Origin of the sequence: Niveispirillum irakense DSM 11586, from assembly GCF_000429645.1 — a bacterium.
Taxonomy (GTDB): Bacteria; Pseudomonadota; Alphaproteobacteria; order Azospirillales; family Azospirillaceae; genus Niveispirillum; species Niveispirillum irakense.
Genome location: NZ_AUCG01000023.1, coordinates 299,248 through 325,584 on the forward strand (window position 1 = coordinate 299,248; position 26,337 = coordinate 325,584).

23 protein-coding genes are annotated in these 26,337 nt (G+C 61.7%); 4 read left to right on the top strand and 19 right to left on the bottom strand.

The features are described 5' to 3' along the window. Positions 1–23: 23 nt before the first annotated feature. Complete coding sequence (locus G473_RS26880) at positions 24–866, bottom strand: OmpA/MotB family protein (protein ID WP_051330266.1); 843 nt, start codon at positions 864–866, stop codon at positions 24–26. Continuing rightward, positions 856–1,650 (bottom strand): motility protein A, encoded by a 795-nt coding sequence (locus G473_RS0113540; RefSeq protein ID WP_035707154.1) that lies wholly within the window; start codon positions 1,648–1,650, stop codon positions 856–858. Before G473_RS0113540 ends, G473_RS26880 begins: the two co-directional genes overlap by 11 nt. A 287-nt stretch (positions 1,651–1,937) precedes the next feature. Between G473_RS0113540 and rpsD the strand changes: the two genes are divergently transcribed. Both rpsD and G473_RS26885 read left to right on the top strand, forming a co-directional pair. Beyond that, positions 1,938–2,552 carry a 30S ribosomal protein S4 gene (gene rpsD, locus G473_RS0113545; protein ID WP_029013543.1) on the top strand — a complete coding sequence of 205 codons (615 nt, stop codon included), beginning with the start codon at positions 1,938–1,940 and terminating at the stop codon, positions 2,550–2,552. 204 nt (positions 2,553–2,756) lie between these two features. Next, positions 2,757–3,203, top strand: coding sequence for a DoxX family protein (locus G473_RS26885; RefSeq protein WP_051330267.1), 447 nt, complete (start codon positions 2,757–2,759; stop codon positions 3,201–3,203). A gap of 81 nt (positions 3,204–3,284) precedes the next feature. Here G473_RS26885 and grxD read toward each other — a convergent pair whose 3' ends face one another. From grxD to G473_RS0113630, 16 genes are all read right to left on the bottom strand, one after another. Further along, entirely contained in the window at positions 3,285–3,623 is a 339-nt protein-coding gene (gene grxD / locus G473_RS0113555) for a Grx4 family monothiol glutaredoxin (RefSeq protein ID WP_029013544.1), read from the bottom strand. A 107-nt stretch (positions 3,624–3,730) separates the two neighbouring features. Next, positions 3,731–3,970, bottom strand: coding sequence for a BolA/IbaG family iron-sulfur metabolism protein (locus G473_RS0113560; RefSeq protein ID WP_029013545.1), 240 nt, complete (start codon positions 3,968–3,970; stop codon positions 3,731–3,733). Between the two features lie 73 nt (positions 3,971–4,043). Beyond that, positions 4,044–6,272: a phosphoribosylformylglycinamidine synthase subunit PurL gene (purL, locus tag G473_RS0113565; RefSeq protein ID WP_029013546.1), complete on the bottom strand. Its 2,229-nt coding sequence runs from the start codon at positions 6,270–6,272 to the stop codon at positions 4,044–4,046. After that, complete coding sequence (gene purQ / locus G473_RS0113570; protein WP_029013547.1) at positions 6,269–6,958, bottom strand: phosphoribosylformylglycinamidine synthase subunit PurQ; 690 nt, start codon at positions 6,956–6,958, stop codon at positions 6,269–6,271. The genes purL and purQ overlap by 4 nt, the downstream gene beginning before the upstream one ends. 184 nt (positions 6,959–7,142) lie before the next feature. Next, on the bottom strand, positions 7,143–8,588 hold the full coding sequence (locus G473_RS26890; protein WP_051330268.1) for an ATP-binding protein: 1,446 nt from the start codon (positions 8,586–8,588) through the stop codon (positions 7,143–7,145). Further along, positions 8,585–9,313, bottom strand: a complete 729-nt coding sequence (locus G473_RS0113580; protein WP_029013548.1) for a response regulator — start codon at positions 9,311–9,313, stop codon at positions 8,585–8,587. Before G473_RS0113580 ends, G473_RS26890 begins: the two co-directional genes overlap by 4 nt. 144 nt (positions 9,314–9,457) lie before the next feature. Further along, positions 9,458–9,934: a GFA family protein gene (locus tag G473_RS0113585; protein ID WP_029013549.1), complete on the bottom strand. Its 477-nt coding sequence runs from the start codon at positions 9,932–9,934 to the stop codon at positions 9,458–9,460. Positions 9,935–10,007: 73 nt separating this feature from the next. After that, positions 10,008–12,038: a right-handed parallel beta-helix repeat-containing protein gene (locus G473_RS26895; protein ID WP_051330269.1), complete on the bottom strand. Its 2,031-nt coding sequence runs from the start codon at positions 12,036–12,038 to the stop codon at positions 10,008–10,010. 65 nt (positions 12,039–12,103) lie between these two features. Next, positions 12,104–12,904 carry a kinase gene (locus tag G473_RS0113595; RefSeq protein WP_029013550.1) on the bottom strand — a complete coding sequence of 267 codons (801 nt, stop codon included), beginning with the start codon at positions 12,902–12,904 and terminating at the stop codon, positions 12,104–12,106. Next, positions 12,888–13,853, bottom strand: a complete 966-nt coding sequence (locus tag G473_RS0113600) for a 2-hydroxyacid dehydrogenase (protein ID WP_029013551.1) — start codon at positions 13,851–13,853, stop codon at positions 12,888–12,890. The genes G473_RS0113595 and G473_RS0113600 overlap by 17 nt, the downstream gene beginning before the upstream one ends. Positions 13,854–13,918: 65 nt before the next feature. After that, complete coding sequence (locus tag G473_RS0113605) at positions 13,919–15,079, bottom strand: fumarylacetoacetate hydrolase family protein (protein ID WP_029013552.1); 1,161 nt, start codon at positions 15,077–15,079, stop codon at positions 13,919–13,921. 93 nt (positions 15,080–15,172) lie between these two features. Further along, positions 15,173–15,943: an enoyl-CoA hydratase/isomerase family protein gene (locus tag G473_RS0113610; protein WP_029013553.1), complete on the bottom strand. Its 771-nt coding sequence runs from the start codon at positions 15,941–15,943 to the stop codon at positions 15,173–15,175. Between the two features lies 1 nt (position 15,944). Continuing rightward, positions 15,945–17,102 carry an ABC transporter substrate-binding protein gene (locus G473_RS0113615; protein WP_029013554.1) on the bottom strand — a complete coding sequence of 386 codons (1,158 nt, stop codon included), beginning with the start codon at positions 17,100–17,102 and terminating at the stop codon, positions 15,945–15,947. Further along, positions 17,099–18,286 carry a CaiB/BaiF CoA transferase family protein gene (locus tag G473_RS0113620; protein WP_029013555.1) on the bottom strand — a complete coding sequence of 396 codons (1,188 nt, stop codon included), beginning with the start codon at positions 18,284–18,286 and terminating at the stop codon, positions 17,099–17,101. The genes G473_RS0113615 and G473_RS0113620 overlap by 4 nt, the downstream gene beginning before the upstream one ends. Before the next feature lie 205 nt (positions 18,287–18,491). Beyond that, positions 18,492–19,244 carry an SDR family NAD(P)-dependent oxidoreductase gene (locus tag G473_RS0113625; protein ID WP_029013556.1) on the bottom strand — a complete coding sequence of 251 codons (753 nt, stop codon included), beginning with the start codon at positions 19,242–19,244 and terminating at the stop codon, positions 18,492–18,494. A gap of 6 nt (positions 19,245–19,250) precedes the next feature. After that, entirely contained in the window at positions 19,251–20,429 is a 1,179-nt protein-coding gene (locus tag G473_RS0113630) for an aldose 1-epimerase family protein (protein ID WP_029013557.1), read from the bottom strand. Positions 20,430–20,552: 123 nt separating this feature from the next. On the opposite strand from G473_RS0113630, the gene G473_RS0113635 reads away from it, so the two are divergent. Further along, positions 20,553–20,909 carry an L-rhamnose mutarotase gene (locus tag G473_RS0113635; RefSeq protein ID WP_029013558.1) on the top strand — a complete coding sequence of 119 codons (357 nt, stop codon included), beginning with the start codon at positions 20,553–20,555 and terminating at the stop codon, positions 20,907–20,909. Positions 20,910–20,953: 44 nt separating this feature from the next. On the opposite strand, the gene G473_RS30875 is transcribed toward G473_RS0113635, so the two are convergent. Then, positions 20,954–23,026, bottom strand: coding sequence for a methyl-accepting chemotaxis protein (locus G473_RS30875; RefSeq protein ID WP_051330270.1), 2,073 nt, complete (start codon positions 23,024–23,026; stop codon positions 20,954–20,956). A 503-nt stretch (positions 23,027–23,529) separates the two neighbouring features. On the opposite strand from G473_RS30875, the gene G473_RS26905 reads away from it, so the two are divergent. After that, positions 23,530–26,319, top strand: a complete 2,790-nt coding sequence (locus tag G473_RS26905) for a bifunctional diguanylate cyclase/phosphodiesterase (protein ID WP_051330271.1) — start codon at positions 23,530–23,532, stop codon at positions 26,317–26,319. The last annotated feature ends 18 nt before the right edge of the window (positions 26,320–26,337 follow it).

The window sequence follows — 26,337 nt, forward strand, 5'->3', positions numbered from 1 at the left end:
AACAGCCTGGCCGGGACCACCCCTCAGCGGGTGGCCCGGCCGGCTGTCGTTGCATCGGTATCAATCACAATTTCAACCCGGCGATTTTCCGCCCGGTGCAGCGGATCATCCGTCAATGGACGGCTGTCGGCATAACCGGCCGCCGCCATGCGCTGCGCCGGCAGGCCCAGGGCCTGCAGCACGCGAACCACCGCTGCCGCCCGTGCGGCAGACAATTCCCAATTGGATGGGAAGCGCACGGTATTGATGGCCTGATCGTCACTATGCCCTTCCACCGTGATGGAGCCGGGCAGGCCCTGCAGGCTGGGGGCCAGACGCCGCAGCAGGTCAACCGCTTCCGGCTGTAGCGTGGCGGATGCGGAGGGGAACAGGATACGGTCCCGGACAACGATGGCAATTTTCTGATCCGAGACATTGATATCCACGTCGCGGGGCAGGCCCGCCGCTTCAAGCTTTTCCAGCCACGCCTGCGCTGTTGGCGACAGCGTTTTCTCCCTTCCTCTATCATCGGGCTGATCATCTCCACCCGGTGGCGGTGACGTATCCGCGCCAGCGGACAGCAGCGATGGTATGGTAGCGGGAATCGCGACCAGCGAGGCCGGCGCCTGGGCCAGCGCCTGCTGGGCCGCCGTGGTTGCGGCCCGTTCCTTGTCATCCACCACCGACAAGCGGCCTTCCATACCAAGAATGGCCAGCATGCCGAGGAACACGGTCATCAACAAGGTGACCATATCCATGTAACTGATAACCCATTCCTCCGATTCTTCCTGATGTTCGGACGGGCGTACGCTGTTGCGCCAATTGGGCGGCGGGCGGCGCGGATAGGGGGAGCCGTCTGGCGTCAGACGTTCGCGATCACCGTTCACCGCTCACCTCATCGCGCGCATCCAGAAGATAGCTCTGCAATGTATCCTGGATGACAGATGGGGAGCGGCCAAGATGGGCCAGCACGATCCCTTCCAGCAGCAGGTTCAGGTTCGCCACCCGTTCCGTCGTTCGCTGTTCCAGCTTGATCGCCAGGGGCTTGAACATCAGGTTGGCCAGGATCAGGCCGTAGAGCGTGGCCAGCATGGCCACCGCCATGCTTGACCCGATCAGGCCGATATCACCGGCACCTAACTGCTTCAACATGCCCACCATCCCGGCCAGTGTGCCCAGCAGCCCGAAGGCCGGCGCAAAGGAGGCCAGCACACGGAAGAAGCGGGATTGCCCCTGCTCCAGTTCCACCAGCTTCTGGATGCGCCAGTTCATCACATTCATCAGATCGTCCAGGGTCGCGCCATCCACCACCATCTGCAGCCCCAGCCGCAAAAAGGGGCTGGAAACCTTGCGCGCCTTCTCATCCGCTGCCTGGACCTGCCGGGCATAAAGTAGTTTGGACACTTCCACCAAATGCGCCACATCCGCTTCCACCCCATTATTATGGCGGAAGATGGAGGCGACGGCGGAGAGGGCAGCCGTGATCTCCGCCCAACTGAAGGCCAACAAGGCCACGCAGATCACGCCGCCCACGACGATGATCAAGCCCTCCTGATTATAGAAGAAGCGGGCATCGCCACCTGCATGGGCGACAAAGACAAGAAGAAGGATGGTGGTGACGACGCCTAGAAGGCTGGTAATGACAAGGCCGGAACGGCGGGGTGCAGGCATGGCGGTCGCGATCAGGGCAATGGACTGGATGATGAAGCGTGCGTCACTTCATCATTGCCCGCAATGACCCTTATCAATCCGCCCTCCTCCCGGCGCATCGGTGCCCCCACAGAAGCCTATTTGACAGGCGCACCCTTATCCCCTATACCCCGCCCATTCCTGGGAAGGCGGGTGCCGACTGTTCGGCGCCCCGTCTCCGTTTTTGTCTTTTCCAACCGGGTGGGACAAAGGGCGGGGAACTACCGGGACAACAAGCCGCCGATCATGGCGGTGCTGTGGAGTTTGTTATGAGCAAGCGTCAAGAAGCCAAGTATAAGATTGATCGCCGCTTGGGCGTGAACCTGTGGGGCCGCGCCAAGTCCCCGGTCAACAAGCGTGAATATGGCCCCGGCCAGCACGGTCAGCGCCGCAAGAAGCCGTCCGATTACGGCCTGCAGCTGATGGCAAAGCAGAAGCTGAAGGGCTATTACGGCAATATCGGCGAGAAGCAGTTCCGCAAGCTGTACCAGGAAGCCGTTCGTCGTAAGGGCGATTCGGGCGAGAACCTGATCCAGTTGCTGGAGCGTCGTCTGGACGCCGTCGTCTACCGCATGAAGTTTGCGCCGACCCCGTTCGCCTCTCGCCAGATCATCAACCATGGTCACATCCTGGTGAATGGCAAGCGCCTGAACATCCCCTCCTACCAGGTCAAGGACAATGACGTGGTGGAAGTGCGGGCCAAGGCCAAGAACTTCGCCATCATCATGGAAGCCATCCAGTCCGGCGAGCGTGACTTCCCGGATTACGTGACCGTCGATACCGGCGCTTTCAAGGGCACGTTCCTGCGCGCTCCGGGCCTGTCGGACGTTCCGTACCCGACCCAGATGGAACCGAACCTGGTGGTCGAGTTCTACTCCCGCTAAGGATCGGGCCTTCGGGCTTGGCAAATCGGGCCGCATCCTCCGGGATGCGGCCTTTTTTGTGCCCCTCTCATATTGTCCTGAAAAATGGGACAAATAGTCCTAATTTATGCAGATTGTTGCAGGAAGGGGCCGGGAGTAATTTTTCTTTCAGAGACGAACAACGGGCCGGCCAACAGCGCCGCCCTTTCTGAAAGGAGAGTAATCATGATCGGCTTCAGCAAATATATCGACTTCGTACCCGTTATCGGCCGGGTCATGCTGTCAGCCATTTTCCTGACCAGCGGGCTGGGCAAGATCGTAGCCTGGGATGCCAGCCTCGGCTATGTCGCCAGCGCCGGCATCGCCCTGCCCTCTGGTCTGCTGCTCGGTGCCGCGGTGCTGACAGAGGTCGTCGGCGGAGCGATGGTTCTGTTGGGGTTCCAGGCCCGTCTGGCCGCATTGGCCCTGGCTCTGTTCAGCGTCGTGACCGGTGTGCTGTTCCATAATTACTGGGCGTTGGCCGATGCGCAGGCCGCCTATATCCAGCAGATCATGTTCTGGAAAAATATCGCCATGGCTGGCGGCTTCTTGCAGGTGGTGGCATTCGGCGCCGGCCCGTTTGCCCTGGACAATAGTGAACCCGCCGAGGTCGACCACCGCGTCGCGGCCTGATCGACAAGGCCGGCAAGCATGAATGAAAAAGGCCGCCCCGATCCGGGACGGCCTTTTCACTTGAGCAATACCTGAAGCGGATCAGGCAGCGTCCTGGAAGGCGACGCCCTTGTCGCGCAGGAGATCCTGCAGCTCGCCAGCCTCGTACATTTCGCGTACGATATCGCAACCGCCGACGAACTCACCCTTCACATAAAGCTGGGGGATGGTCGGCCAGTTGGTGAATTCCTTGATGCCCTGGCGCAGGGCTGGATCGACCAGGATGTCGATGCCCTTGAACTTGACACCCAACTGGCTCAACACCTGCACAACAGCGGCAGAGAAGCCGCACTGCGGGAACACCGGGGTCCCCTTCATATACAGCACGACGTCATTGTCGGCGAGGTCGCGCTTGATGCGCTCGGCAACCGTCTGGTCCATCTTTCACACTTTCCTAAAAGCCGTCTCGCCCACCGGGCGTGCGACACATCCCGCTACATATAGCGCCGATCCCCGCTCTGGAACAGGGGATCATCGTGGAGTGCTGATCAGGCGTCCTTGGGCACCGATGTGGTCAGCATCAGCGCGTGCAATTCGCCACCCATCCGGCCTTTCAAGGCTGCGTAGACCATCTGGTGCTGGGCAACACGGGTCTTGCCCTTGAAGGCGGGGGTTTCGACATAGGCGGCGTAATGGTCGCCATCGCCGCGCAGATCATCGATACGCACCACGGCATCGGGGAACGCCTCGCGGATCAGGGACTCGATCTCGGATGCCTGCATCGCCATGGGCTTTTCCTCTCTCAAAACGGGGATTTACCGGTGGGACGCATCGGGCAGACGCTTCCCACCGGCAATAGACTTACCCCAGCTTGCCGTCCATATAGGCTGGCAGCCAGCTCTCATTGGCTTCCACCAGGGCCGCCACAGAGATGGCGTGCCCGCCGGGGGCGGTCAAGCTGTCGCCACCCACGGTGCCGATACGGGTCAGGGTGACGCCGGCCTCGGCTGCCTTGGTTTCCACAGCCTCTACATCCGACGGCTTCACCGTCAGCACATACCGGCCCTGATCCTCGCCAAACAGCTCGGCAATGTGCCAGCCATCCAGCCCGGCCAGATCGGCGCCCTTGCCCGAAGCCATGGCCATTTCGGCGAGCGCCACCTGCAGGCCGCCATCCGACACGTCATGCGACGCGGTGATCAGGCCGGCCTGAATGGCCTCACGCACGAAGGTGCCGTGGCGCTTTTCGGCTTCCAGGTCCACCGCCGGGGCGGGGCCGGCTTCCAGGCCCAGGATTTCGCGCAAATAGAGGCTCTGGCCCAGATGGCCCTCGGTCTCACCGACCAGCAGAATGACGTCACCATCATTCTTGAAGCCCAGACCGACCGCCTTGTGGCCATCGGCCAGCAGGCCGACGCCGCCCACGGTCGGGGTCGGCAGAATGCCTTCGCCATTCGTCTCGTTGTAGAGCGAGACATTGCCGGAAACGACGGGATAATCCAGCACCCGGCAGGCTTCCGCCATACCTTCCACGCAGCCGGCGAACTGGCCCATGATGCGGGGCTTTTCCGGGTTGCCGAAATTCATGTTGTCGGTGATGGCCAGCGGCAGCGCGCCCACGGCGGACACGTTGCGATAGCTTTCCGCCACCGCCTGACGACCACCCTGCACCGGATCGGCGAAGCAGTAACGCGGCGTCACGTCAGACGACATGGCCAGCGCCTTGTTGGTGCCATGCACACGGACCACGGCGGCATCGGACTGGCCGGACAGGAAGCGGGTATCAGCACCCACCTGGCTGTCATATTGCTGCCAGATCCAGCGCTTGGAGGCCAGATCGGGGCAAGCAACCAGCTTGGCCAGGATGTCGGCCAACGACAGGTCGGACGGCCACAGGGCAGATTCGTCCAGGTCCAGGGCCGGCTGCGCCGGCGTCGGCTCCGTCGGGCGATGATAGAGCGGGGCCGCATCGAACAGCGGGGCCAGTTCCAGATCGCAGTAAGTCTGGCCGTGCATCTTCAGCACGAAATGGCCGGTATCGGTCAGATGGCCGATGACGGCGAAATCCAGCTCCCACTTTTCGAAAATGGCGCGGGCCTTGTCCTCGCTGCCGGGCTTCAGCACCATGAGCATACGCTCCTGGCTTTCCGACAGCATGATCTCGTAAGGGGTCATGCCCACTTCGCGCTGCGGCACCTTTTCCAGATGCAGCTCGATGCCCAGACCGCCCTTGCCGGCCATTTCGACCGACGAAGACGTCAGACCGGCGGCACCCATGTCCTGAATGGACTGGATGGCGTCGGTGTTCATCAGTTCCAGGCAAGCTTCGATCAGCAGCTTTTCGGTGAACGGGTCGCCCACCTGCACCGTCGGGCGCTTGGCCTCGCTATCCTCGGTGAATTCCGCCGAGGACATGGTGGCGCCGTGGATACCGTCGCGGCCGGTCTTCGAACCGACATAGACGACGGGGTTACCAATGCCGGCGGCCTTGGAATAGAAAATCTTGTCCTGATCGGCGATGCCCACGGTCATGGCATTGACCAGGCAATTGCCATTATAGGCCTTGTGGAAATTGGTCTCGCCACCCACGGTGGGCACGCCGACGCAATTGCCATAATGGCCGATACCCGACACCACGCCGGCGACCAGCTGGCGGGTCTTGGGGTGGGACGGCTCACCAAAACGCAGGGCGTTCAGGTTGGCGATGGGACGCGCCCCCATGGTGAAGACGTCGCGCAGAATGCCGCCCACCCCCGTCGCCGCACCCTGGAACGGTTCAATGTAGCTGGGGTGGTTATGGCTTTCCATCTTGAAGATGGCAGCCTGATTGTCACCAATATCGATGACGCCGGCATTTTCGCCCGGACCGCAGATCACCCAGGGGGCCGTGGTCGGGAACTTCTTCAGCCAGACGCGGGACGACTTGTAGGAGCAATGCTCCGACCACATCACCGAATAGATGCCCAGCTCGGTGAAAGTCGGCTTGCGACCGACAATCTCCAGCAGGCGGGCATATTCGTCCGCCTTGATGCCATGCTCGGCGGCCAGCGCCTCAGTGACCTCGGGTTCTTTCCAGGACGTGGCGCTCACGACAGGCTCTCCACCAGGCTATCGAAGAAGGCACGGCCATCGGTATTGCCATGCAGCGGATCAAAGGCGCGTTCGGGATGCGGCATCATGCCCAGCACATTGCGCTCTGCATTGAAAATGCCGGCAATGTTGTTGGTGGCGCCGTTGGGGTTGGCCTGATCGGCAGCCTGACCCGGCAATGCTGTATAGCGGAACGCCACCAGCCCTTCACCTTCCAGGCGCTTCAACGTCTCCTCATCGGCGACGTAATTGCCTTCACCATGACCGACCGGAATGCCGATCACCTGGCCCTTGGCGTACTTCTTCGTGAAGTCGCTGTCGGTGCTTTCCACCGTCAGGCCCACCGTGCGGCAGACATATTTCAGCGACTTGTTGCGGATCAGCGCGCCGGGCAGCAAACCTGCCTCGGTGATGATCTGGAAGCCGTTGCAGATGCCGACAACGCGCACGCCCTTGGCGGCGCGTTCCTTCACCAGCTTCATGATGGGTGAATGGGCGGCCATGGCGCCACAGCGCAGATAGTCGCCATAGGAGAAGCCGCCCGGTACGGCGATCACATCGACATCCGGCAGATCGGTGTCCTTGTGGAAAGCCATGTGGGGTTTACGGCCAGAGGCCTGCTCAAGCGCCACCGCGATATCACGATCGCAGTTGGAGCCGGGAAAGACGATGACGGCGGACTTCATCCCGCGGGACCCGTTCCTGGAGGTGGAGGGAAGGGCGGAGAACCGTCAGCGGGACGGCGCCCCCGATGCGCGGCGGAACCTACTTCCGCTTTCCATCCAATGCAAGGACCGCCGCCCCCTGCCCGCCCGATACCAGCCACCCGTTTGTGCAGGGCTGGAAACCATTCGCCCGCCCTGGCCGGCTTTATGCGGCGCGGCGGACCGATGGATGGATATCGCGCCCCGGTTCCGACAGGACCGGCAGACTGATCACGGCGTCCAGCCCGCCCCCCGGACGGTTATGTAGATGAATATCGCCACCATGGCCCCGGATCACGGATCGGGCAATGCACAGGCCAAGGCCCACGCCCCCGGTCCGGCGGTTGCGTGAGCCTTCAAGACGAACGAATGGCTCAAACACCCGTTCCATTTCGGGCACCGGGATACCCGGCCCATCATCGGACACGATGATTTCCACCTCTTGCGGCAGGCAGTTCAACCGCACCCGCGCCACGCCGCCATAAGCCACCGCATTCTCAACCAAATTACGAACAGCCCGACGCAAACTATTGGTACGGCAAACAAATGGCAGCCGAGGAGCGGGAGAAAAGATAACGGGCTGGCCTACATCGGAAAAATCATCGCATACACTTTCCACCAGCGTGGACAGATCGGCCCTTACCGATTCCTCCCCGCCTTCCTCCCGTGTGAAGGCCAGCGTTGCCTCCACCGTGATGCGCAACTCATCCAACGTTTCCAGCATCCGGCTCTTGGGTTCCCCATCCTCCAGCAACTCAACGCGCAGGCGGAGATTGGTGATAGGGGTGCGCAGGTCATGGGACACAGCCGCCAGCATCCGGGTCCGGTCATCGACAAAACGGCGGATGCGCTCACCCATCGCGTTGAAGGCCTGGGTGGCGCGCTGCACCTCCTCGGGTGCGCTTTTCAACGGCAGGGGCGGCACCGCCTCCCCCCGACCCAACCGGTCGGCGCTGTCCGCCAAGGCCCGCAAAGGGCGCGATATGCGACGCGAAATATAAAAGGCGACCAGCGCCACCGTAACCAGTGACGCGATGACCGACCAGGTGGCCGTATCGCTCCACACATTGGGTTTCACCATGCGTCGGTTGAGGACATTCAACCATTGTCCATCAGGCAGTTGTATGGAGAATTTCAGCCCGATTTCCACCGGGTTCAGCGCGCCCCATGGGTTATGGATCAAGCCGGGTTCGGCATTTTCCGACTTGTTCCACATTTTGAACAAAACCGCCTCGTCCGGCAGCTTCAGCAGGCTGACAAGCCTTTCCCGGCCAGCCAGCGCGGTCGGGTCCGTCGGCATGTAGCCGATGCGGACCAACGGCTTGTCCTCGATCACATAGCGGGTATCGCGACCGCCAATAACCTCCAGTACACTGGTGCGATTCTCTGCCGGCAGGCTGGACAGGACCCGGGTGGTGGCAGCCACCCGGGCAATGATCTCCTCCACATGGGTGCGGCGGACGGCCATGGCCTTTTCATCCAGCGAGGCCGTCCAACTGGCGAATTTCGCCACCAGCACCGCGGCAATCAGCAGGAACACCATCTGGGTGAACAGGCTGCGGGGGCGCCGGACGGCTGCTTTCAGCCGGGGAAGAAGCCGCGCGGCACTCATGATGCCGACCTGACCTCGGCAGCCAGGCAATAGCCCCCACCCCATACGGTCTTGATCAGGTTCGGATTGCGAGAATCTGGTTCAATTTTGCGACGTAAACGACTGACTTGATTGTCAATTGACCGGTCGAAGACATCCGCCTCCCGTCCCTTGGTCAGATCCAGAAGCTGTTCACGCGACAGCACCATGTTGGGGTGGCGGACAAAGGCTTCCAGCAGGGAGAATTCTGCTGTGGAAAGGGAGACAACGATCCCGTCTTCCCCCGTCAGTTCGCGCCGGGCGAGGTCCAGTATCCAGCGGTCGAACGCCAGCCGGCTTTCCTCCCCCCGACGTTTGCCGCCGCCGACCGGCAGGCTGTGGCTGCGGCGCAGCACAGCGCGGATGCGGGCCAGCAATTCACGCGGCTCGAAAGGCTTGGTGACATAATCATCCGCCCCCATTTCCAGCCCGACGATCCGATCGGTCGGCTCCCCGATGGCAGTCAGGAAAATGACCGGCGTGTCCATCGTCTCCCTGATATGGCGGAAGAGGGACAGGCCATCCTCCCCCGGCATCATCACATCCAGCACGATCAGGTCCGCCGCACAGGCACGCAGCCGGCGCCGCGCGGCAATCGCGTCCTCGGCTGCGGTGACCCGCATTCCATGTTTTTCCAGAAAACGGCTCAACGTCTCCCGGATATCCCGGTGATCATCGACAAGGAAGATATGCGGTGTTTCGGACAGTTGCATGGCTTTGGCAGGCATTGACATCTAACGGTCAAAATCGCACGGGCCAGCCTGTCTGACAAAGGCGAACTGGTATCAAACTGTGTCAAGCACGGGTGCTGCGCATGCGCGGGGGCTGCGGCGGCGGGGATCGCAGCCGCTTCATTCAGTATCCAACAAATTATGAGCACGATGCCAATCCTCCAGGGATTGGGGCGGATAGGTGTCGTGACATGCCTCCCCCGGACGGGCGTCCACACGCACCCAGGGTGCCTTCGATCCCAGCATCATATGGACTGCTTCAGGTGGTTCCGGCAGGGCTGTGTCGATGGCGCTGGCAAAGGGGTGGACATAATCGGGCCATGCCGGGTCAAAAACCCACAGCGCCGAACCACAGCGGGCGCAGAAGCGCCGCTCGCCACTGCTTTCCTGACCATCGATCCGGGCATGGAACATCGTGATATGTTCCACCCCCTCCACCTCCAGCGTGTCGGCCTTAGCGCCCAGATTGATGGCGAAGCCGCCACCGCCAGCCGTCTTCCGGCAAATTGAACAGTAACAGCGCAAATAGGGGGCGGGTGCATAGGCGGTGACGGTGAAGCGCACCGCCTTGCAATAGCAGGAACCTGTCAGGCGCATCGTGATCTCCCAGTCCAGGTGAGCGACTCCTGCCAGAAACCCGCCCCCGGCCTGGATGGTTCCGGCAACAGCCTCAGGGTGACGATGCGCGCGGGCCGGCCTGGTCGATGATGCGTTGTGCTGCTGCTGGCCAGTCGCGGTCGGCAATCAGATGCGTATCCTCAATCCGCATGGCGATTTCCGGTCGCCAGCGTCCGCCGATACGGTTGGAATTGTGCCAATTACCTGTGGCGACATTATCCGCCGTGATCCCCCAGGCGAAATTCTTGCCCACGGTATTGGCGTTCAGCCAATAGCCATCTGTTTCAACGACATTGCCTTCGATCTTAATGTGCTTGCTGCCCTCATCCAGATAGATGGCGATACGGTCGGCAATGTCGAAAATATGATTGTTGCGGATCACCGTGCCGGGATTGGCCGACAGGTTGTAGATGGCGCCGCCATCGAAGAACCATTTCTTCACGCCATGGATGCGGTTGCCCGCAACCATCATGTTGCGCAGCGTGGTCGGCCCGTCGAACACCGGATTGTGCAGATAGCCTTTCTGATTTTCGCGATAGTTGCGATTGCCGCCAGCATCATTGTAGCCCCAGCCCCACCCGATGGCGATGCCATCATAATTGGCGTCGGAAATGTCGTTATGCAGGATGGAAGCCGTGTCGATGTATGTCGCCAGGATGGCGGCATTGTCCTTATAATCGCGGGCCACATCGGTCACGATATTGTCGGCAATGGTGAGATTGCGGTTCACCAGCCTTGCATCGGTCGGGTGATGGGCATCCAGCCGCACACCGCCGGCCATGATCGCCCCGCCGGCAATGACGGCGAAGCGGTTGCGCAGCACCTGCACCCCGTCAGTCGCCAGCCCCACACCCGTCAGATGGGCATTGTCATCATTGCCGATACCCAGCCCGATCTGGCCCAACTGGCTGAAGACATTGCCGCGGAAGACGATATTCTGCGCGGCCGAGACCTGCACCGCACCAGGGATCTGGTGCCATTTCTGGCGCATGCTCTCAAATTCCGGGCAGCCCCAGCCGCAATGTTCATAGGCATCCGCCGGGCGGAGGGGCGAGACCTCTTTCAGGTAGGAACCGCTCTGCTGGTTGGCATAGCCGGTGGGCAACGACGGCCCCATCCAGCTTGTATGGGAAAAGCCCAATCCCTGAAATTCCAGGTTCCGCACCGGCTGGTCCAGCGTGCCGCCAATGGCGACCAGAACCTCCAGCCGGGGCAGAACAACGCTCATCTGGTTGATATCGCCATCCTGCCAAGGCTTCACATAGAGTTTGCCGGCGGTCGGGTCGATATACCATTGGTTCTGGTTGCGATGCCACTCGCTGCGTTTGCCGAAAAATTCCGGCGCATTCACCAGAAACAGGCGGGAATGTTCCGGCATGAAGGGGCGGTTCAGCGTGTCATAGCCCCAACTGTTATTATCCCAGGCCGGCTGCTTCAGGATGATATCCCGGCCCTCGATCCGCTCCACCGGGGAATAGCGGTCGGTGAAGATGCCCGTCGCCTCAATCTCCATCCGGCCCGGTTGCCTGATATCAGCAACCCAGGCCAGTTTTGGGTTCTTCAGGGTGAAGCCCTTGGAGTTGAAGGCGATATCGTGATGATAAATCTCAATCGCCGGCCGGTCGGCGGCCACGCCGTCGATCCAGAGCTGGCGGCTGTCCAGGCCCTTGGGCACGTCGGCGACATAGATGCCGTTCTCCGCATCGAACAGGGTCCAGCCCGTCACCTGGATGCCGCCAGACAGCATGGGCGCGGCCCGATCAGCCGCTTTCCACACCACCTTATGCGCATCCTGCCCGCCATCGGCGGCACCAAAGATCAGCGGCTTTTCCAGCCCATAGGTACCATGGGCCAGTTCAACCGTCACGTCCCGGTCGCCATTGGCGCTACGTACAGCGGCCTGTGCGCGTTCCAGGGTGCGGAAGGGTTTTGCCGCCGTTCCCGGGTCGGCATCATCGCCGCCGGGCGCCACATGGAAAGTGACGGCATCGGCTGCCATCGCTGTGCCGACCGGCGTCAGCAGCAGACTTGCCGCCAATAGCAGGCACGACCATGGGGGTCGGGTCCGGGGTGTGGGTTTCATGGGGCGTCCTCCCTGTTTATTATGGGGCGGGCTGGGTGCTTTCAGGGTTATAAAAACCCAAATTTTCAATGCACTTGCCGCTTTTCATTAAGATTTAAGGTTAATTCTGCCCGGCCAGGCATTTCAGCCAGGATGTGGCGGGTCAGCCGTTCATAGAACTGGATGAAACCACTCACCTGTTCGTCGGTCATGGTCGTGTCGGTGGGCCGGCCTGCCGCCCGCAGCGTGCGGCGCAGGCCTTCTTCCTGTTCAATCCGCCAGTCGCGGACGATGGTGAAATTGGGGGCCGCCAGCAGGACCAGCGCGTCTATCCGGCTGAACAGACGCTGGTAATCACCAGCCAGCGCCGCATTGACATAATAACGCCAGCGCCCATCCCCATCGCGGGTCCGTTCCAAATCGTTCACGGGATCGGCCAAGGCCGCCGCCTCCTGCGGCACGGCCCCCACGCACCAGCCCTCAAACAGAACCACATCCACCGGCCCTTCAACGACAGCCGGCTCGGTCGCCCTGGTATCCACCGCCTTGTCGAAGCGCGGCAGCGATACCGGCCCCGGTTGCGCCAGCCCATCCAGCACGGCCAGCCCCAGCGCCACATCATGCGTGCCGGGCACGCCGCGGGTCGCCAGCAGCGGATGGACAGTGCGGGCCAGATCCTGCCGCTCCGCCTTTGTCAGGTAGAGATCATCCAGGGACAGCACAGCCACGCGCAGGCCCGCCGCCACCAGCCTTGCCGCCAGCCCGTCGGACAGGGTGGATTTGCCGCTGCCCTGCGCGCCGCAGATGCCCAGCACGAAGGGCCGCTTGGATGTTGCAGCCATCGCCGCTTGCAACAGGGCTTCCACCCGGTCAAGCGACGCGGTCATGCGGTGCCTCCCCAGCGAAGAACCGCTCCAGATTGGCGGCCACGCGCATGCCCATGGCGGTACGGGTTTCCAGCGTGGCGCTGCCCAGATGCGGCAGCAGCACGGCGTTGGGCAAGCCGATCAGAGCCGGATTCACGGCGGGTTCCCCATCGAACACGTCCAGCCCGGCGGCGGCGATGATGCCATCCTTCAACGCGGCGGCCAGATCATCATCCTTCACCACCGATCCGCGCGCCGTGTTCACCAGGATGGAGGTCGGTTTCATGCGGGCCAGCAGGCCGGCATTGACCAGATACCGCGTTGCCGCACCGCCGGGACAATGCAGCGACAGCACATCCGATGTGGCCGCCAGTTCCTCCAGGCTGCCGACATAAACGGCATCAAGGGTCGCTTCCACGGCCGGATCGGCGCGGCGGCGGCTGTAATAGGCGATGGACAGGCCAAAGGCGCGGGCCCGTGCGGCCGTGGCCTGGGCGATACGGCCGAAGCCGACCAGCCCCAGCCGCTTGCCCGCCAGGCCCTGGCCCAGCAGATGGGTTGGCCGCCAGCCGGTCCAGTGGCCGGCACGCAACTCCCGCTCCCCCTCGCCCGCCCGGCGGCTGGCCATCAGCATCAGCAGGATCGCCAGATCGGCGGTCGCATCGGTCAGCACATCGGGGGTGTTGGTGACGATGATGCCGGCGGCTTTTGCCGCTTCCAGGTCGATATGCTCAAACCCCGCGCCATAATTACCCAATATGCGCACGCGTGGGTTAGCAGCGGACAGGATGGCGGCCCCGATCCGGTCGGTGACAGTGGGGCAGATGGCATCATATTGGCCCATGGCCTGGACCAGTTCCGCCTCCGTCAGCGGCCGGTCGGCGGGGTCGACGGTGACGTCATAACGCTGCCGCAGATAAGTTTCCACGGCTACGGGCCAACGGCGGGTGAGCAGGATTTTCGGCGGCATGGGGCCTCCATTGCGTGATCAGACGAAACCTTCCTACCGTCATTCCCCCGGCGCGGGAATGATGGTCAGGGGCGCAGCAACCCTCGGGCCGCCAGATTACGCATCAACGCGCCTGTCCCCATGGTCCATTTCTCCACCTTGTCGGTCGGCACCACGCGGTTGGACAGCGTGCCCAGCTCCGGGCAGGCGATGCGCACCACGTCGCCCGGCTTGTGGGTGAAGCCGCGTCCCACTTCGTCGCGGTCCTGGATGGGGGCGAACAGGGTGCCCAGATACAGCACCAGCCCATCCGGATAGGCATGGTGGTCATTGATGGCCTGGGCTGCCAGATCGGTCGGGTCGCGGCTGATCTGGGACAGGGAGGAGCGACCGTCCAGCACATAGCCATCGGCCCCCTCTACCCGCAGCGTGATCTCTGCCCGGCGCACATCCTCCAGCCCATAACCGCCATCGAACAGGCGGACAAAGGGGCCGACCGCCGCTGCGGCGTTATTATCCTTGGCCTTGCCCAGCAGCAGGGCAGACCGTCCTTCCACGTCGCGCAAATTCACATCGTTACCCAGCGTGGCACCGATGATACGACCGGAGGATGCGATGACCAGCACCAGTTCCGGCTCCGGATTGTTCCAGGTCGATGCCGGATGCACGCCAATCTCCACGCCTGTGCCCACAGTGGAAAGCGGCTGGCCCTTGGTGAAAATCTCCGCATCCGGGCCGATGCCGACCTCCAGATATTGGCTCCAGGCGCCGGCCTTGATCAGCGCCTGTTTCAGTTCCATCGCCTGGGGGGAGCCGGGACGCAGGGCACGCAGATCATTGCCGACCAGGTTTTCCACCTGGACCCGGATGGATGCCGCCGCCCCGGCATCGCCGCGCGCCTTCTCCTCAATGACCCGTTCCAGCAGGGAGGTGGCGAAGGTCACGCCGGCTGCCTTCACCGCCTGCAGGTCGATGGGGGAAAGCAGCCAGGGTTTGGAGATGTCCCGGGTGGCGGGGTCGCTATTGGCATGGATGGCAGCGAGATCACCGATATCCTCACCTGCAGCATCGCGCAGGGAGGTCGCCGGGTCCGCCTGTTCGCACAGGTCGCGGGCGGTGGGAAAGGTGCGGCTGATATCGACCAGCCGACCACCGCGCACGGCCACCAGTGACGGGCCGCCGACATCCGGGCGGAAGATACGGCCAAACAGCAGAGCGCCGGGATCGGTGGGGAGAAGATGGGTCATTGGGGGCCTTTCGGGGGTGTTTCTGCTGCTCCTCAACCATGTCACCCAGTGCAGGCGGGGGTGACGGCAGGAGCGGGTGGAGAATGAACGTCTCTATCCCCGCCGAAAAACCGGGGCCCGCTTCTCCTTGAAGGCCGCGCGCCCTTCCGCCGCGTCTGCGGTGGCAAAGCAGATGGTCTGCAAATCCCGTTCATATTCCATCGCCTTATCCAGCGGCATGGACACAGCCGCGCGCAGGTTCAGCTTCGCGGTTTCCGCCGCGATGGGCGCGCGGGCGGCGATGGTGCCGGCCAGGGTCCTGGCCCGGTCCAGCAGGGCATCCTGCTCCACCACCTCGCTGATCAGCCCCCAGTTCAGGGCCTTGGCAGCGTCGATGGGATCGCCGGTCATGATCATCAGGGCAGCATTGGACATACCGATGGAATGGGCCAGGAAGGCCGCCATGCCGCCCCCGCCGATCCAGCCCAGCTTGATCTCCGGTGCCGCGAACTGTGCATTGGCGGACGCGATGCGGATATCGCAGGACAAGGCCGTTTCCAGCCCGCCGCCAAAGGCATAGCCATTGATTGCGGCAATGGTGGGCTTCAGGCAATGGTGAATGGCATCGCAATAATCCGCCCGGTTGCGGAAGTCCCAGGGCGTGGCATAGCTGTCCAACTCCTTGATGTCGGACCCGCAACAGAACGCGCGCTCCCCCGCCCCGGTGATGATGACGGCGCGGATAATGTTGCTGTCATTGCATTCCTTGATCGCCGCCGTCAGCGCCTTGGCCATGTCCGGGGTGACCGAATTCAGCTTTTGCGGACGGTTCAGCGTGATGGTGGCAACGGGGCCGTCCACGCTGAACAACAATTCGTCGCTCATCCTATCTCTCCATGCCCGGCATGCGGGACGCGGTGTAGAGGGTCTGCAAGTCATCAATCACCCCGCCATGGGGCCTGCCGTCGGCCAGGGCGGCGCGGATCAGGGAAGATGCCGCCGTCTGGAAGGCGATGGCACCGGGATGGCGGGGGCGGATATAGGCCGCTTCCAGCGTGGCCGCCGTAGCACAGTAGAAATCGCCCCAATCGGCATTCACACCTTCATCCGCCCAGGCGCTGCGCAGGCTGGGTTGGCCGGCATGATCGGGGATGAAACCGGCCTGCGCTGGTGGCGACATCAGCCAGCGCAGATGACCCAGCAAGGCGGGGGTGATCGGCGCACGCCGGGAAATGCCGATGCCGGTGCCGCCCAGGGTCGATCCTGGCCGCCCGCCCTGCCCCTGTCGCGGCGCATCGGCAAAGCGTAAAGGCCGGCATCCGGGCAGCGGGCGCGTATAGTTCACATAGCCATAGATCAGGGGGCAGAGCGCCACATCATCATATGTGGCCATATACCCCAGGATGCCGATCGGGTTCAGCCCGGCGACCGGGGCCGGGCTGGTCGCTGCCAGCCCGGCCATCAGGTCCAGGGCCGCCTTCCCCACCCCCTGCCCGATGAACAGATCGGGATTGGCTACCGCCGGCGGCTCCCCCAGGGCGGTACAGATGGATTGAAAGGTCAAGGCGGCATGCGGACAGGCCAGCGACAGGGCAACGGGATGGTTTTTGGCCAGTTCCAGCACCTGTTCCCAGGTTTGCGGTGGCGGCCCGTCTATCAGGTCGGGCCGGTACGCCATCACCTGGGTCGCCGCATCCAGCGGCAAGGCCCAATGGCGACCGGCATAGCGATAGCTGGCCAGACAAGGCCCGATGACATCCTGCCCCCAGGCCGCAATCTCCTCCGCCTCGAACAGTTCCTCCAGCGGCACCAGCCCGTCACCGGCCACCGCCTCCCCCACATGGGGATGGTCCAGCACGATCAGGTCATAGCGGCGGCACAGGTCGGCGACGGGGTGGGCCTCGAACCCTTCCAGGGAATGTTTGTCCCAGGACAGGGCCAACCCGTCGCGGGCCGGGTCCAGGGAGGCCGCGGCTGCCGCCAGCGCGTCATACCCGCGCGGATGGTCCCAGGTCAGGCCCTGATAATGGGGTATGTCGCTCACGGTGCCCCCACCACCCCGGCGGCCAGCAGCCGGTCGATATCCGTCTGGCTCAGCGCCAGCCCTTCCAGCACCTCGCGCGTATGCTCACCCACCAGCGGGGCACCGCGTTCCAGGGAGGCCGGCGTCTTGGAAAAGCGGATGGGGAAGCCCGGCGTCTTCACACGACCTTCGGTCGGGTGATCGTAGGTGATGAAGGTGCCGTTATGGGCGATCTGCGGATCGGCCACCAGATCGGCATAGCCATAGACCGGGCCGCACCAGATATCCTGCGCGCGGAACAACTCCAGCCATTCCGCACTTTTGCGGGATAACAGTTTGATACGAATGCAGGCGAAAATCTCGTCGCGGAATTTCCAGCTATCGGCCTCGTCATTCAGCCCCTGCAGGAACGGTTCCTCGATCAGCCGGCCCAGCTTATCCAGGCTGGCCATGGCGACAACAATGTAACTGTCCGCCGTCTTGAACACACCATAGGGTGCGCGGATATAGCAATGGGCATGCGCTTCCACCGATCGGGTTTGCGGCTTGTTGCCCACCGTGAAGACAGACAATTCCTGCATCTGGATGGTGGCGATGGCGTCCAGCATATTGACCTGGACTAACTGCCCTTCGCCCGTGCGCTCCCGGTGCAGCAGGGCCGCCAGCACCCCTTCGAACGCCGTATAGGCGGTGATGGCATCCACCAGATATTGCCCGGCCGGCTGCGGCGGCTGATCGGCGCTGCCGGCCGACAGCATGGCGCCGGACATGGCCTGCAACAGCAGATCCTGGCCCGGATAATTCACATAAGGCCCATCCTCCCCATAGCCGGACATGGAGATATAGATCAGGCGCGGGTTGATGGCAGATAATGTCTCGTAATCCACCCCCAGACGCTTGGCCACACCGGGGCGGTAATTCTGCAAAAAGACATCAGCCGTCTTCACCAGATCCAGCAGGATCTGCTTGCCTTCTGCCGCTTTCAGGTCAACGGCCAGGGACCGTTTATTCCGGTTCAACGACAGGAAGGAAACATTGATCTTGTTGCCACGCGCACCGCCAGCCGAGGCGTGGCGCTGCCATTCGCCGCTGGTCGGCTCCACCTTGATGACATCGGCACCAAGGTCACCTAACCGCTGCGCCGCGAACGGCCCGGCCATGGCGATGGAACAATCAAGAACGCGGTATCCGGAAAGGATGCCCATGATGGTTTGGTCCTGGGACAAGGGGAGTTGGGGGGTAAGGCGCAGGCTCTGCTTTTCCCGTCATCCCGGCGAAAGCCGGGACCCAGGGGCCAGAGGTCCAGCCTTTCAGCTACATGGATGGGGGGAAATCCAGGCGTGGTGTTTTAATCCTGGGTCCCGGCTTTCGCCGGGATGACGGAAAGGTGGCTGCCCAGCATTGCTTTCCTCACTGCATCACCCAGCCGCCATCGACATTCAGCACCTGACCGCTGATGAAGCCGGCGGCATCGGATGCCAGGAAAGCCAAAGCGGCTGCGATATCCGCTGGATCGCCGCGTCGCTTCACCGACTGGTGGTCCAGCACGAAGCGGGTATAGCCTTCGGGATCGGGATGGATCTTTTCCGCATCGGTGGGAAAGGCACCGGGGGAAAGGGCATTGACGGTGATGCCATGGGCGCCAAATTCCCGCGCCCAGGCCCGTGTCAGGCCAACCAGCGCACCTTTGGAGGCGACATAGGGCGACAGGTTGGCCCAGCCGCCATAAAAGGTGATGCTGGCAATATTGATGATCCGGCCCCAGCCCTGGGCCCGCATGGTGGGAAGCGCCACCTGCACTGCCACAATGCCGGCATCCACATTCACCCGCTGCACGGCCTGATGGTCGGCGATGCTGTATTCCTGGAATGGTTTGGACGGATAGATGGCGGCATTGTTGATCACCACATCCAACCCGCCCAAGGCTTCCGCCTGTTCGGCCAAACCCATCCGGAACCCTTCCAGGTCCGACAGATCGGCCTGAAGCGTCACCAACCGTCCGCCCCTGATACCGTCGGCAGCCGCGCTCAACGCCGCCAGCTTGCCCGCGTCATGATCGACGGCCAGCACCGTGGCCCCGGCCCGCAGGAAATGCAGCGTGGCGGGCAGGCCCAGCCCGCCGGCGGCCCCTGTATAAAGAATGTTCTTGCCTTGGATCGACATGGCCGCTCACTCCCGGACAATGGGTCGGAAGGTGCCCGACGGGTTGGGATAATCACTATCCGGCTGGCGGCAGATACCCTCGATCCGCGCGATGGAAGCGGCGACAGCGGCCGCATCGGGCAGGATGCGGAAGATGCTGTCATATCGGCGCTCCTCCCCATGCTCCAGCCAGATCAACTCGTCGCGCTGCTTGGCAAAGGGCTTGCCAAAGACATGATTGGTGGAGGGCTCTATCCCCAGCGCGTAATGGCCCTGCTGCAAATTCTGCCATTCATACATCGCGGGGAACTGGCGCTTGTCCGTCTCAACCTCGAACCCGAAGCCGATGGCCTCATTCACCAGGGCGACGGGCACATGATGGGCATCATCGGCGCCCATCTCATGCTGCCAGACCTGTTCATGAAAATTGCGCTGCGGGGCCGGCATTGTGCGATAGCCCACACCCTGCCGGCGATAGTCGTCCCCCGCATGGGAGGCCCAGACCACATCGCGGATCGGTGCCACATAACGCGACCCTTCCGCCAGGACGGGATGGCCGACATTGATGTGGTAACAATACATGTGCGGCGTGCGGTAGAAGCCGTGATTGACCACCCGGTCATGCAGGTGGATTTCATCACTGCCGACCTTGGCCTCGATCCGGCGGATCAGGTGCAGATCTTCCCCGAACACGGTGGATTGCTGCACCGTTCCTTCAGCCCACAGCCAGCATTCATCCCCGTCCCAGCGCTCACCATAGCCGGTCAGCCGGGCGGGAATGGTGCCGATACGGCCATGCAGGGAGGATTTCACCGATTGGCGCGGAGCATAGACATAATGGTCGGCCGCATCCTCATCCATGAACAGGATATGGTCCAACCCGCAGGTGACCAGCAATCCGGAGAAGGAGCGGAACCAGCCCAGGCCCCCTTCCCCTTCATAATCATGCAAGCCCGGATGGCGGAAACCGGATGGGGAATGCCAGCCGACGCTACGGCCATCATGCTCACAATCGGCAATATCCATGGCGCGGTCCACCAGCACAGTGAAGCGCAGGCCGGACCCGGTACGGAATTCCAGCAGGCGCACGCCGCGTTCCACGCCATCGCCCAATGTCATCAGCCGCACGCCCGCGAATTGCGAGAGTGATCCCGTATGGGCCGCGATATCGCGGCGGGACCGGGCCTGTCCATAGAGGACGACCATGCGTACCCTCCCGTTTGTTGGTGCTTTTGGGAGGGATTAAGACGGCAAAATCCCGTCTTGTCAAATCAGAAACGCAATGTGATATCTCAGATATTAAATTAGAAACCTCAGATGGGGATTTTCATGACCGAACTCCGCCGCATGTGCTTCACGGTCGATCTGCATGACGATCCCGGCCTGATCGCCCATTACCGGGCCTGGCATGGGCCGGGCGCTGTGCCCAAACCCGTGGTAAAGGCCATGCGGGCGGACGATATCCGGGCCCTGGAGATCTGGCTGCATGGTACCCGCATGTTCCTGATCATGGATGTCGGGCCAGGCTTTGATCCCGTGGCCAAGGCTGTCCGGGACGCGGACAATCCGGATGTACAGGATTGGGACCGGTTGATGCGGACCTTCCAGAAACCGCCCCCTGGCGCTGCGGCGGGGGAAACCTGGGTCGCGATGGACCGTATCCACGCCTTAAGTGAGCAGGATTGACGGCGGGAGACAGAAATCTGTTCCCGCCGTCAATCCTGTCCCGATCAGGCGGCGCGGATGCCGGCCAGGAAGGTTTCAATCTCCTGCCGCAGCAAGGCGGCATTACGGGACAATTCGGCAGCCGCCCCCAACACCTGTTCCGCAGCACCGCCCGTCTGTTCCGCCGCGTTGGTGACTTCCACCAACCCTTGGGAAACAAGCTGCGAACCGCTGGCCGCCTGCTGCACGTTGCGGGCGATTTCACCTGTTGCGGCGCCTTGCTCTTCCACAGCGGAGGCGATGGAGGTCGCGATCTCGCTGACCCGCTCAATGGTGCGGGCGATGCCGCCCATGGCCCCGACGACCCCGCCGGTAGCGGACTGGATTTGCGCAACCTGACCGGAGATATCTTCCGTCGCACGGGCCGTCTGATTGGCCAGACTTTTCACTTCCGACGCCACCACGGCAAAGCCCTTGCCGGCCTCCCCGGCGCGCGCCGCCTCAATGGTGGCGTTCAATGCCAGCAGGTTGGTCTGGGCCGCGATCTGCTGGATCAGGCCGACAACTTCCCCGATGCGCTGCGCCGCATCGGCCAGCCCCTGCACAGCCGTGCTGGCGCCCCCAACCTCCCCGACCGCCTCTGAAGCGATCCGGGCGCTTTCGCTGACCTGCCGGCCAATATCCTGGCTGGACGCGGCCAGTTCTTCCGCAGCGGCGGCCACGGTCTGCACATTGGCGGATGTCTGCCCCGATGCGGCGGCAGAGGCGGAAACCTGCCGGCTGGTTTCCACCGCCACGCCGGACATGGACCGGGCCGTGCCATCAAGCTCCGTTGCAGCCGCGGACACGATGGTCAGCATTTCCGCCACCTGACGTTCAAAGCCGGCAATCAGGTCATCCACACGGGCAACGCGCTTTTCCTGGACAACCCGTTCCGCCGCCGCCGCCGCTTCCAGGCGGCGGCGTTCAAGCGCACCTTTTTTGAAGACATCCAGCCCCCTGGCAATGTCGCCCACCTCATCCGGGCGGTCAGCCCCGACGATCACGACCTCCAGGTCATCTGCTGCCATCCGGCCGATCACCGCCGTCATCGCCACCAGCGGGGCAACGACCCGGCGATTGAACAATGCCCCCAGGGCAAATATCGCCAACGCGATTGCCAAAGTCAGAACCAGTTCCAGGATCAGGTTCAGGCGCGCCGCCGCCATTTCCCCAACCAGATAGCGATCCCCGGCGGTCAGGGCGGCATCACGGATTGACAGGATGGATTGCAGGAACGCCGTTTGTTCACTCCGGAAAGCGCCCAGTTCGACGCCATATTGGCCATCTGCGCGGGCAGCCTGATCCAATTGACGATACAGGCCCTCGCCCTTGGTGAAATAGCTTTGGCGTACCTGTGCGATAGCCTGTTCCATGGCGGCGCGGTCATCGGCCTGAAGGGCCTGTACCTGTACACGGCGCCACAACTCATCCACACGGGCCGAAAGATCGGCCAGCTTTTCCAGCATCGCTGCATCGGCGGGCTTGGCGCTGGTGACAAGCTGGGTCATGGCCACGCCGCGATTACCAGCCGTCGCACGCAGATCCATGACCAAACGAGCCGTGGAAACATAGTCACCAGCATTGGGATTCAGGCGAGAGACATTCGTTTCCAGCCCATCCAGGATGGGGGTTAGATCAGCAATCTGCTTTGCCACCTGTCCTGCATATTCCTTCAAGACGGCGGAATCACGATCAGTTTTCGGTACATCCAACTGGCGCAGGGCCTGGGCCCTGGCAGTCTCTATCCGCTGCCGCAGAGAAACGTAAAGTTTCAGCGCTTCGTCTGTACCCGCCAATTGCATGGCCTCAGCGGTACGTACCAGCGCCTCATCGGTGGCAACGATATTGGCGTTGATTTGCTGCCGTACCTTATCAGCAGGGGATGCTTCCGCCTGAAGGGAGCTATTGAGGGTGCCCCGTTCCAGGGCCAGCGTTTCCACCACGCGCGCAACGGCTGTCAAAGCAGAGACCTGGTCCCGGGCATCGGCTGCATCGGCATGGCGGTGGAATTGCTGCACCACCAGCATTAGTGCCAACCCAACGGCAATCGCCCCTGCAGCCGACAGGCAAAGGACAAACAGGCTCTTGACACGCATCACTCTTCTCCACCGCTTGAGAACGGTTGATTTAAACGATGTCAATGAATCAAAAATTAACGACTTCTATAATTGCCTGAATTGCCAAGAAATTAAATTGCAACACTTTATGTATTTTTGGAAACAAGGGAAAATCCCCATAACGATGTAACTTATAATATAAAATTGGTTTGTCATTTATTATGCCAGAAATCTCCGCGCGCTATCGCCTTACCTTCCGGAGATTAAATGCCTTCCATCATTTTCGCGACAGCAAGGGCAGCGCTGGCAAGGTAGAAGATCCCGGGGAGACATATACGATCGGACCGCCACACCCTATTTCCAGCATGGCTGGAACTCTATTATAAAGACCCATGTAGATTTGCGTCATTTACCGGGATTGCCGCATCAAGCTCTATGCGGCAGAGCAATTACATACGCTAAAAGCCATAACCCACAATACCTAGATAACATCCATTGTAATATTACCCTGTCCTCGACCAAGCCTCCTGCCGTGGTGTCTGATGTATCGTGTACTGACATGCCTCGCTTATGAACATGACCTGCGGATTGTCGGCGTGGCCGTCATTCTCTGCATCCTTTCCAGCTATGTGGCGCTGAAATTGCTGCATCGGGCACAGGATGTGAAAGGAAAGGCACGGCTGATCTGGCTGGTCACAGGCGGGGGGGTTGGCGGTTTCGGGATATGGGCCACTCATTTTGTCGCGATGCTTGCCTATGACCCCGGCATTCCGGTTGGCTATCAGCTTCCGCTGACATTGGGGTCGCTGGGCGTGGCAATGCTTTCCACCTCTGCTGCCCTGGCGCTTGCGGCCTATATCCAGGGCCGTTTGGGGGCTATGGCCGGGGCGATCATTTTTGGCGCCGGCGTTTCATCCATGCATTTCATGGGAATGAATGCGATTGAGTTTTCGGGCCGCATTTCCTGGGATACCGGTCTGGTTGCCGCCTCGCTCATCTTCTCTATTCTTTTTGCTCTTCCGGCATTTTATCTGCTGAGCATTTCCAACCGCCGGTCCTCTACCATCTTTGTGGCCAGCCTGATGCTCGCCTTATCGATTGTCAGCCTGCATTTCACGGCCATGGGGGCTGTAACCGCCATACCGGACCCCACGGAGGAGATGTCAGAGAACATCTTGTCGCCGGTGGTGCTGGTTGTCACCATTGCTGCCGTTGCTTTTTCTCTGCTGCTGTCCGGCTTGACGGCAGCCGTCTTCGCCATGCAGGCAGAGGCGACGGCGGCGGCAGGGGAAGAGAAATTCCGTCTTCTTGTCCAAGGGGTTACCGATTACGCCCTTTATATGCTGGATCCGGACGGGTATGTGACCAACTGGAATACCGGTGCCCAGCGGGCCAAAGGGTATGGTGCTGCGGAAATTATCGGCAAGCATTATTCCTGCTTCTACACCCCGGCTGACCGGGCTGCCAGCATACCAGAGAAAAATTTACGCATTGCAACAGAGACAGGTAAATTCGAGGCGGAAGGCTGGCGGCTGCGCAAAGATGGCAGCCGGATGTGGGCGCATGTCGTCATCGACGCCATCAAGGATGAACATGGGCAACTGATCGGGTTTGCCAAGATCACCCGCGACTGTACCGAACAGATGCTCGCCGCAGCACGGTTGAAAAAAACGTCAGACAATCTGGCGCTTGCCCTGGAACATATGGCCAATGCCCTGTGCCTGTTTGGCGAGGATGGCCGACTTATCATGTATAACCGCCGGTTGAGCGAATTGCTGGACATCGCCCCGACTATCGACCTCCATGGCAAAACGCTGGAAGATCTGTGTCTTTTCAACCCCGCCAACGCGCATGATCGGATCGCACGCTATAAATCACTGATCGGCAACGGCACTGGCGAGGTGACAACCCAGCTCCCGTCCGGGCGCATCATCCGCACAACCTATTCACCCACCAACAGCAGGGCTTGGGTGATGACGCTGGAGGATGTAACGGCCCGCGTTCAGTCCGAGCAGCGTATCAGCCATATGGCGCGACATGACGCCCTGACCGGCCTGCCCAACCGCCGCCAGTTCATGGAAGGAATTGAGGCGGCGATGCGCACCGCGGATGCCACGGATACAAAGGTGGCGGTCATCAATATTGATCTCGACCGGTTCAAGGAGATCAATGACACCCATGGCCATTCCGTGGGGGACGAGGCGCTGTGCGCCCTATCGTCCCGCATGCGGGCGGGGATGCAGAAGGGCGAGATGATCGGCCGCTTCGGGGGCGACGAATTCGTCGCGCTGAAGCCTTTCCGCCGGAAGGAAGAGCTTGATGAGTTTCTCACGCGTCTGCTGACGGCCCTGACCGGGACTGTCCAGCTCGATCATGTCGAAGTGCAGCCGGGTGCCAGCTTAGGCGCCGCCATATATCCGACAGATGCGACGGAAGCAGAAAAGCTGTTGAGCAACGCCGATATGGCCATGTATCGCGCCAAGGAGAACCTGGAAGAAAAAATCTGCTTCTATGACGCCTCAATGGATGAGGTGGCCCGCGGTCGCCGTGCGCTGGCCAAAGATATCTGGACCGGTATCCGGGAGAACCAGTTTTTCCTGCATTACCAGGTGCAGCAGGCCGCAATCACCGGCACCATTACGGGGTACGAGGTTCTGCTGCGCTGGAACCATCCGGAGCAGGGCATGATCCCTCCCAACATTTTCATCCCCCTGGCGGAGGAGTGCGGAGCCATTTCCGCGTTGGGGGAATGGGTGTTGGAACGGGCCTGCAACGATGCCGCCAACTGGCCGGTGAAAGAGAAGATCGCCGTCAATCTATCACCGCTTCAGCTCAGCAATAGTCGCCTCCCCGACCGTGTGCAGGAAATCCTGACGGAAAGCGGCCTGTCGCCGGAACGTCTTGAACTTGAGGTCACGGAATCCGCTTTCATCAGCGATAAGACAAGGGCTCTCCACATCCTGCGACAGATCAAGAACCTGGGCGTCACGATTGCCATTGATGATTTTGGTACCGGCTTCTCCTCCCTGGAGACTTTGCGGGCTTTTCCGTTCGACAAGATCAAACTGGATCGCAGTTTCATTTTCGACCTGGACCGCAGCCGGCAGGCACGTGCCTTTGTGCGGGCCATCCTGGCACTCGGTAAAAGCCTTGAAATCCCGATCCTGGCGGAAGGGGTAGAAACCGAAAGTCAGATGGTGGTGCTGACCCAGGAGGGCTGTAACCAGTTCCAGGGCTATTATTTCGGCCGACCCAACACGTTGGAAAAGGTGATGGGACGCGATGTGGGGAATGAAGACGCCCGGCCAACCAGCCCCCGGGCATCGGCATAAAAAAAGCCGCCGGCGGAC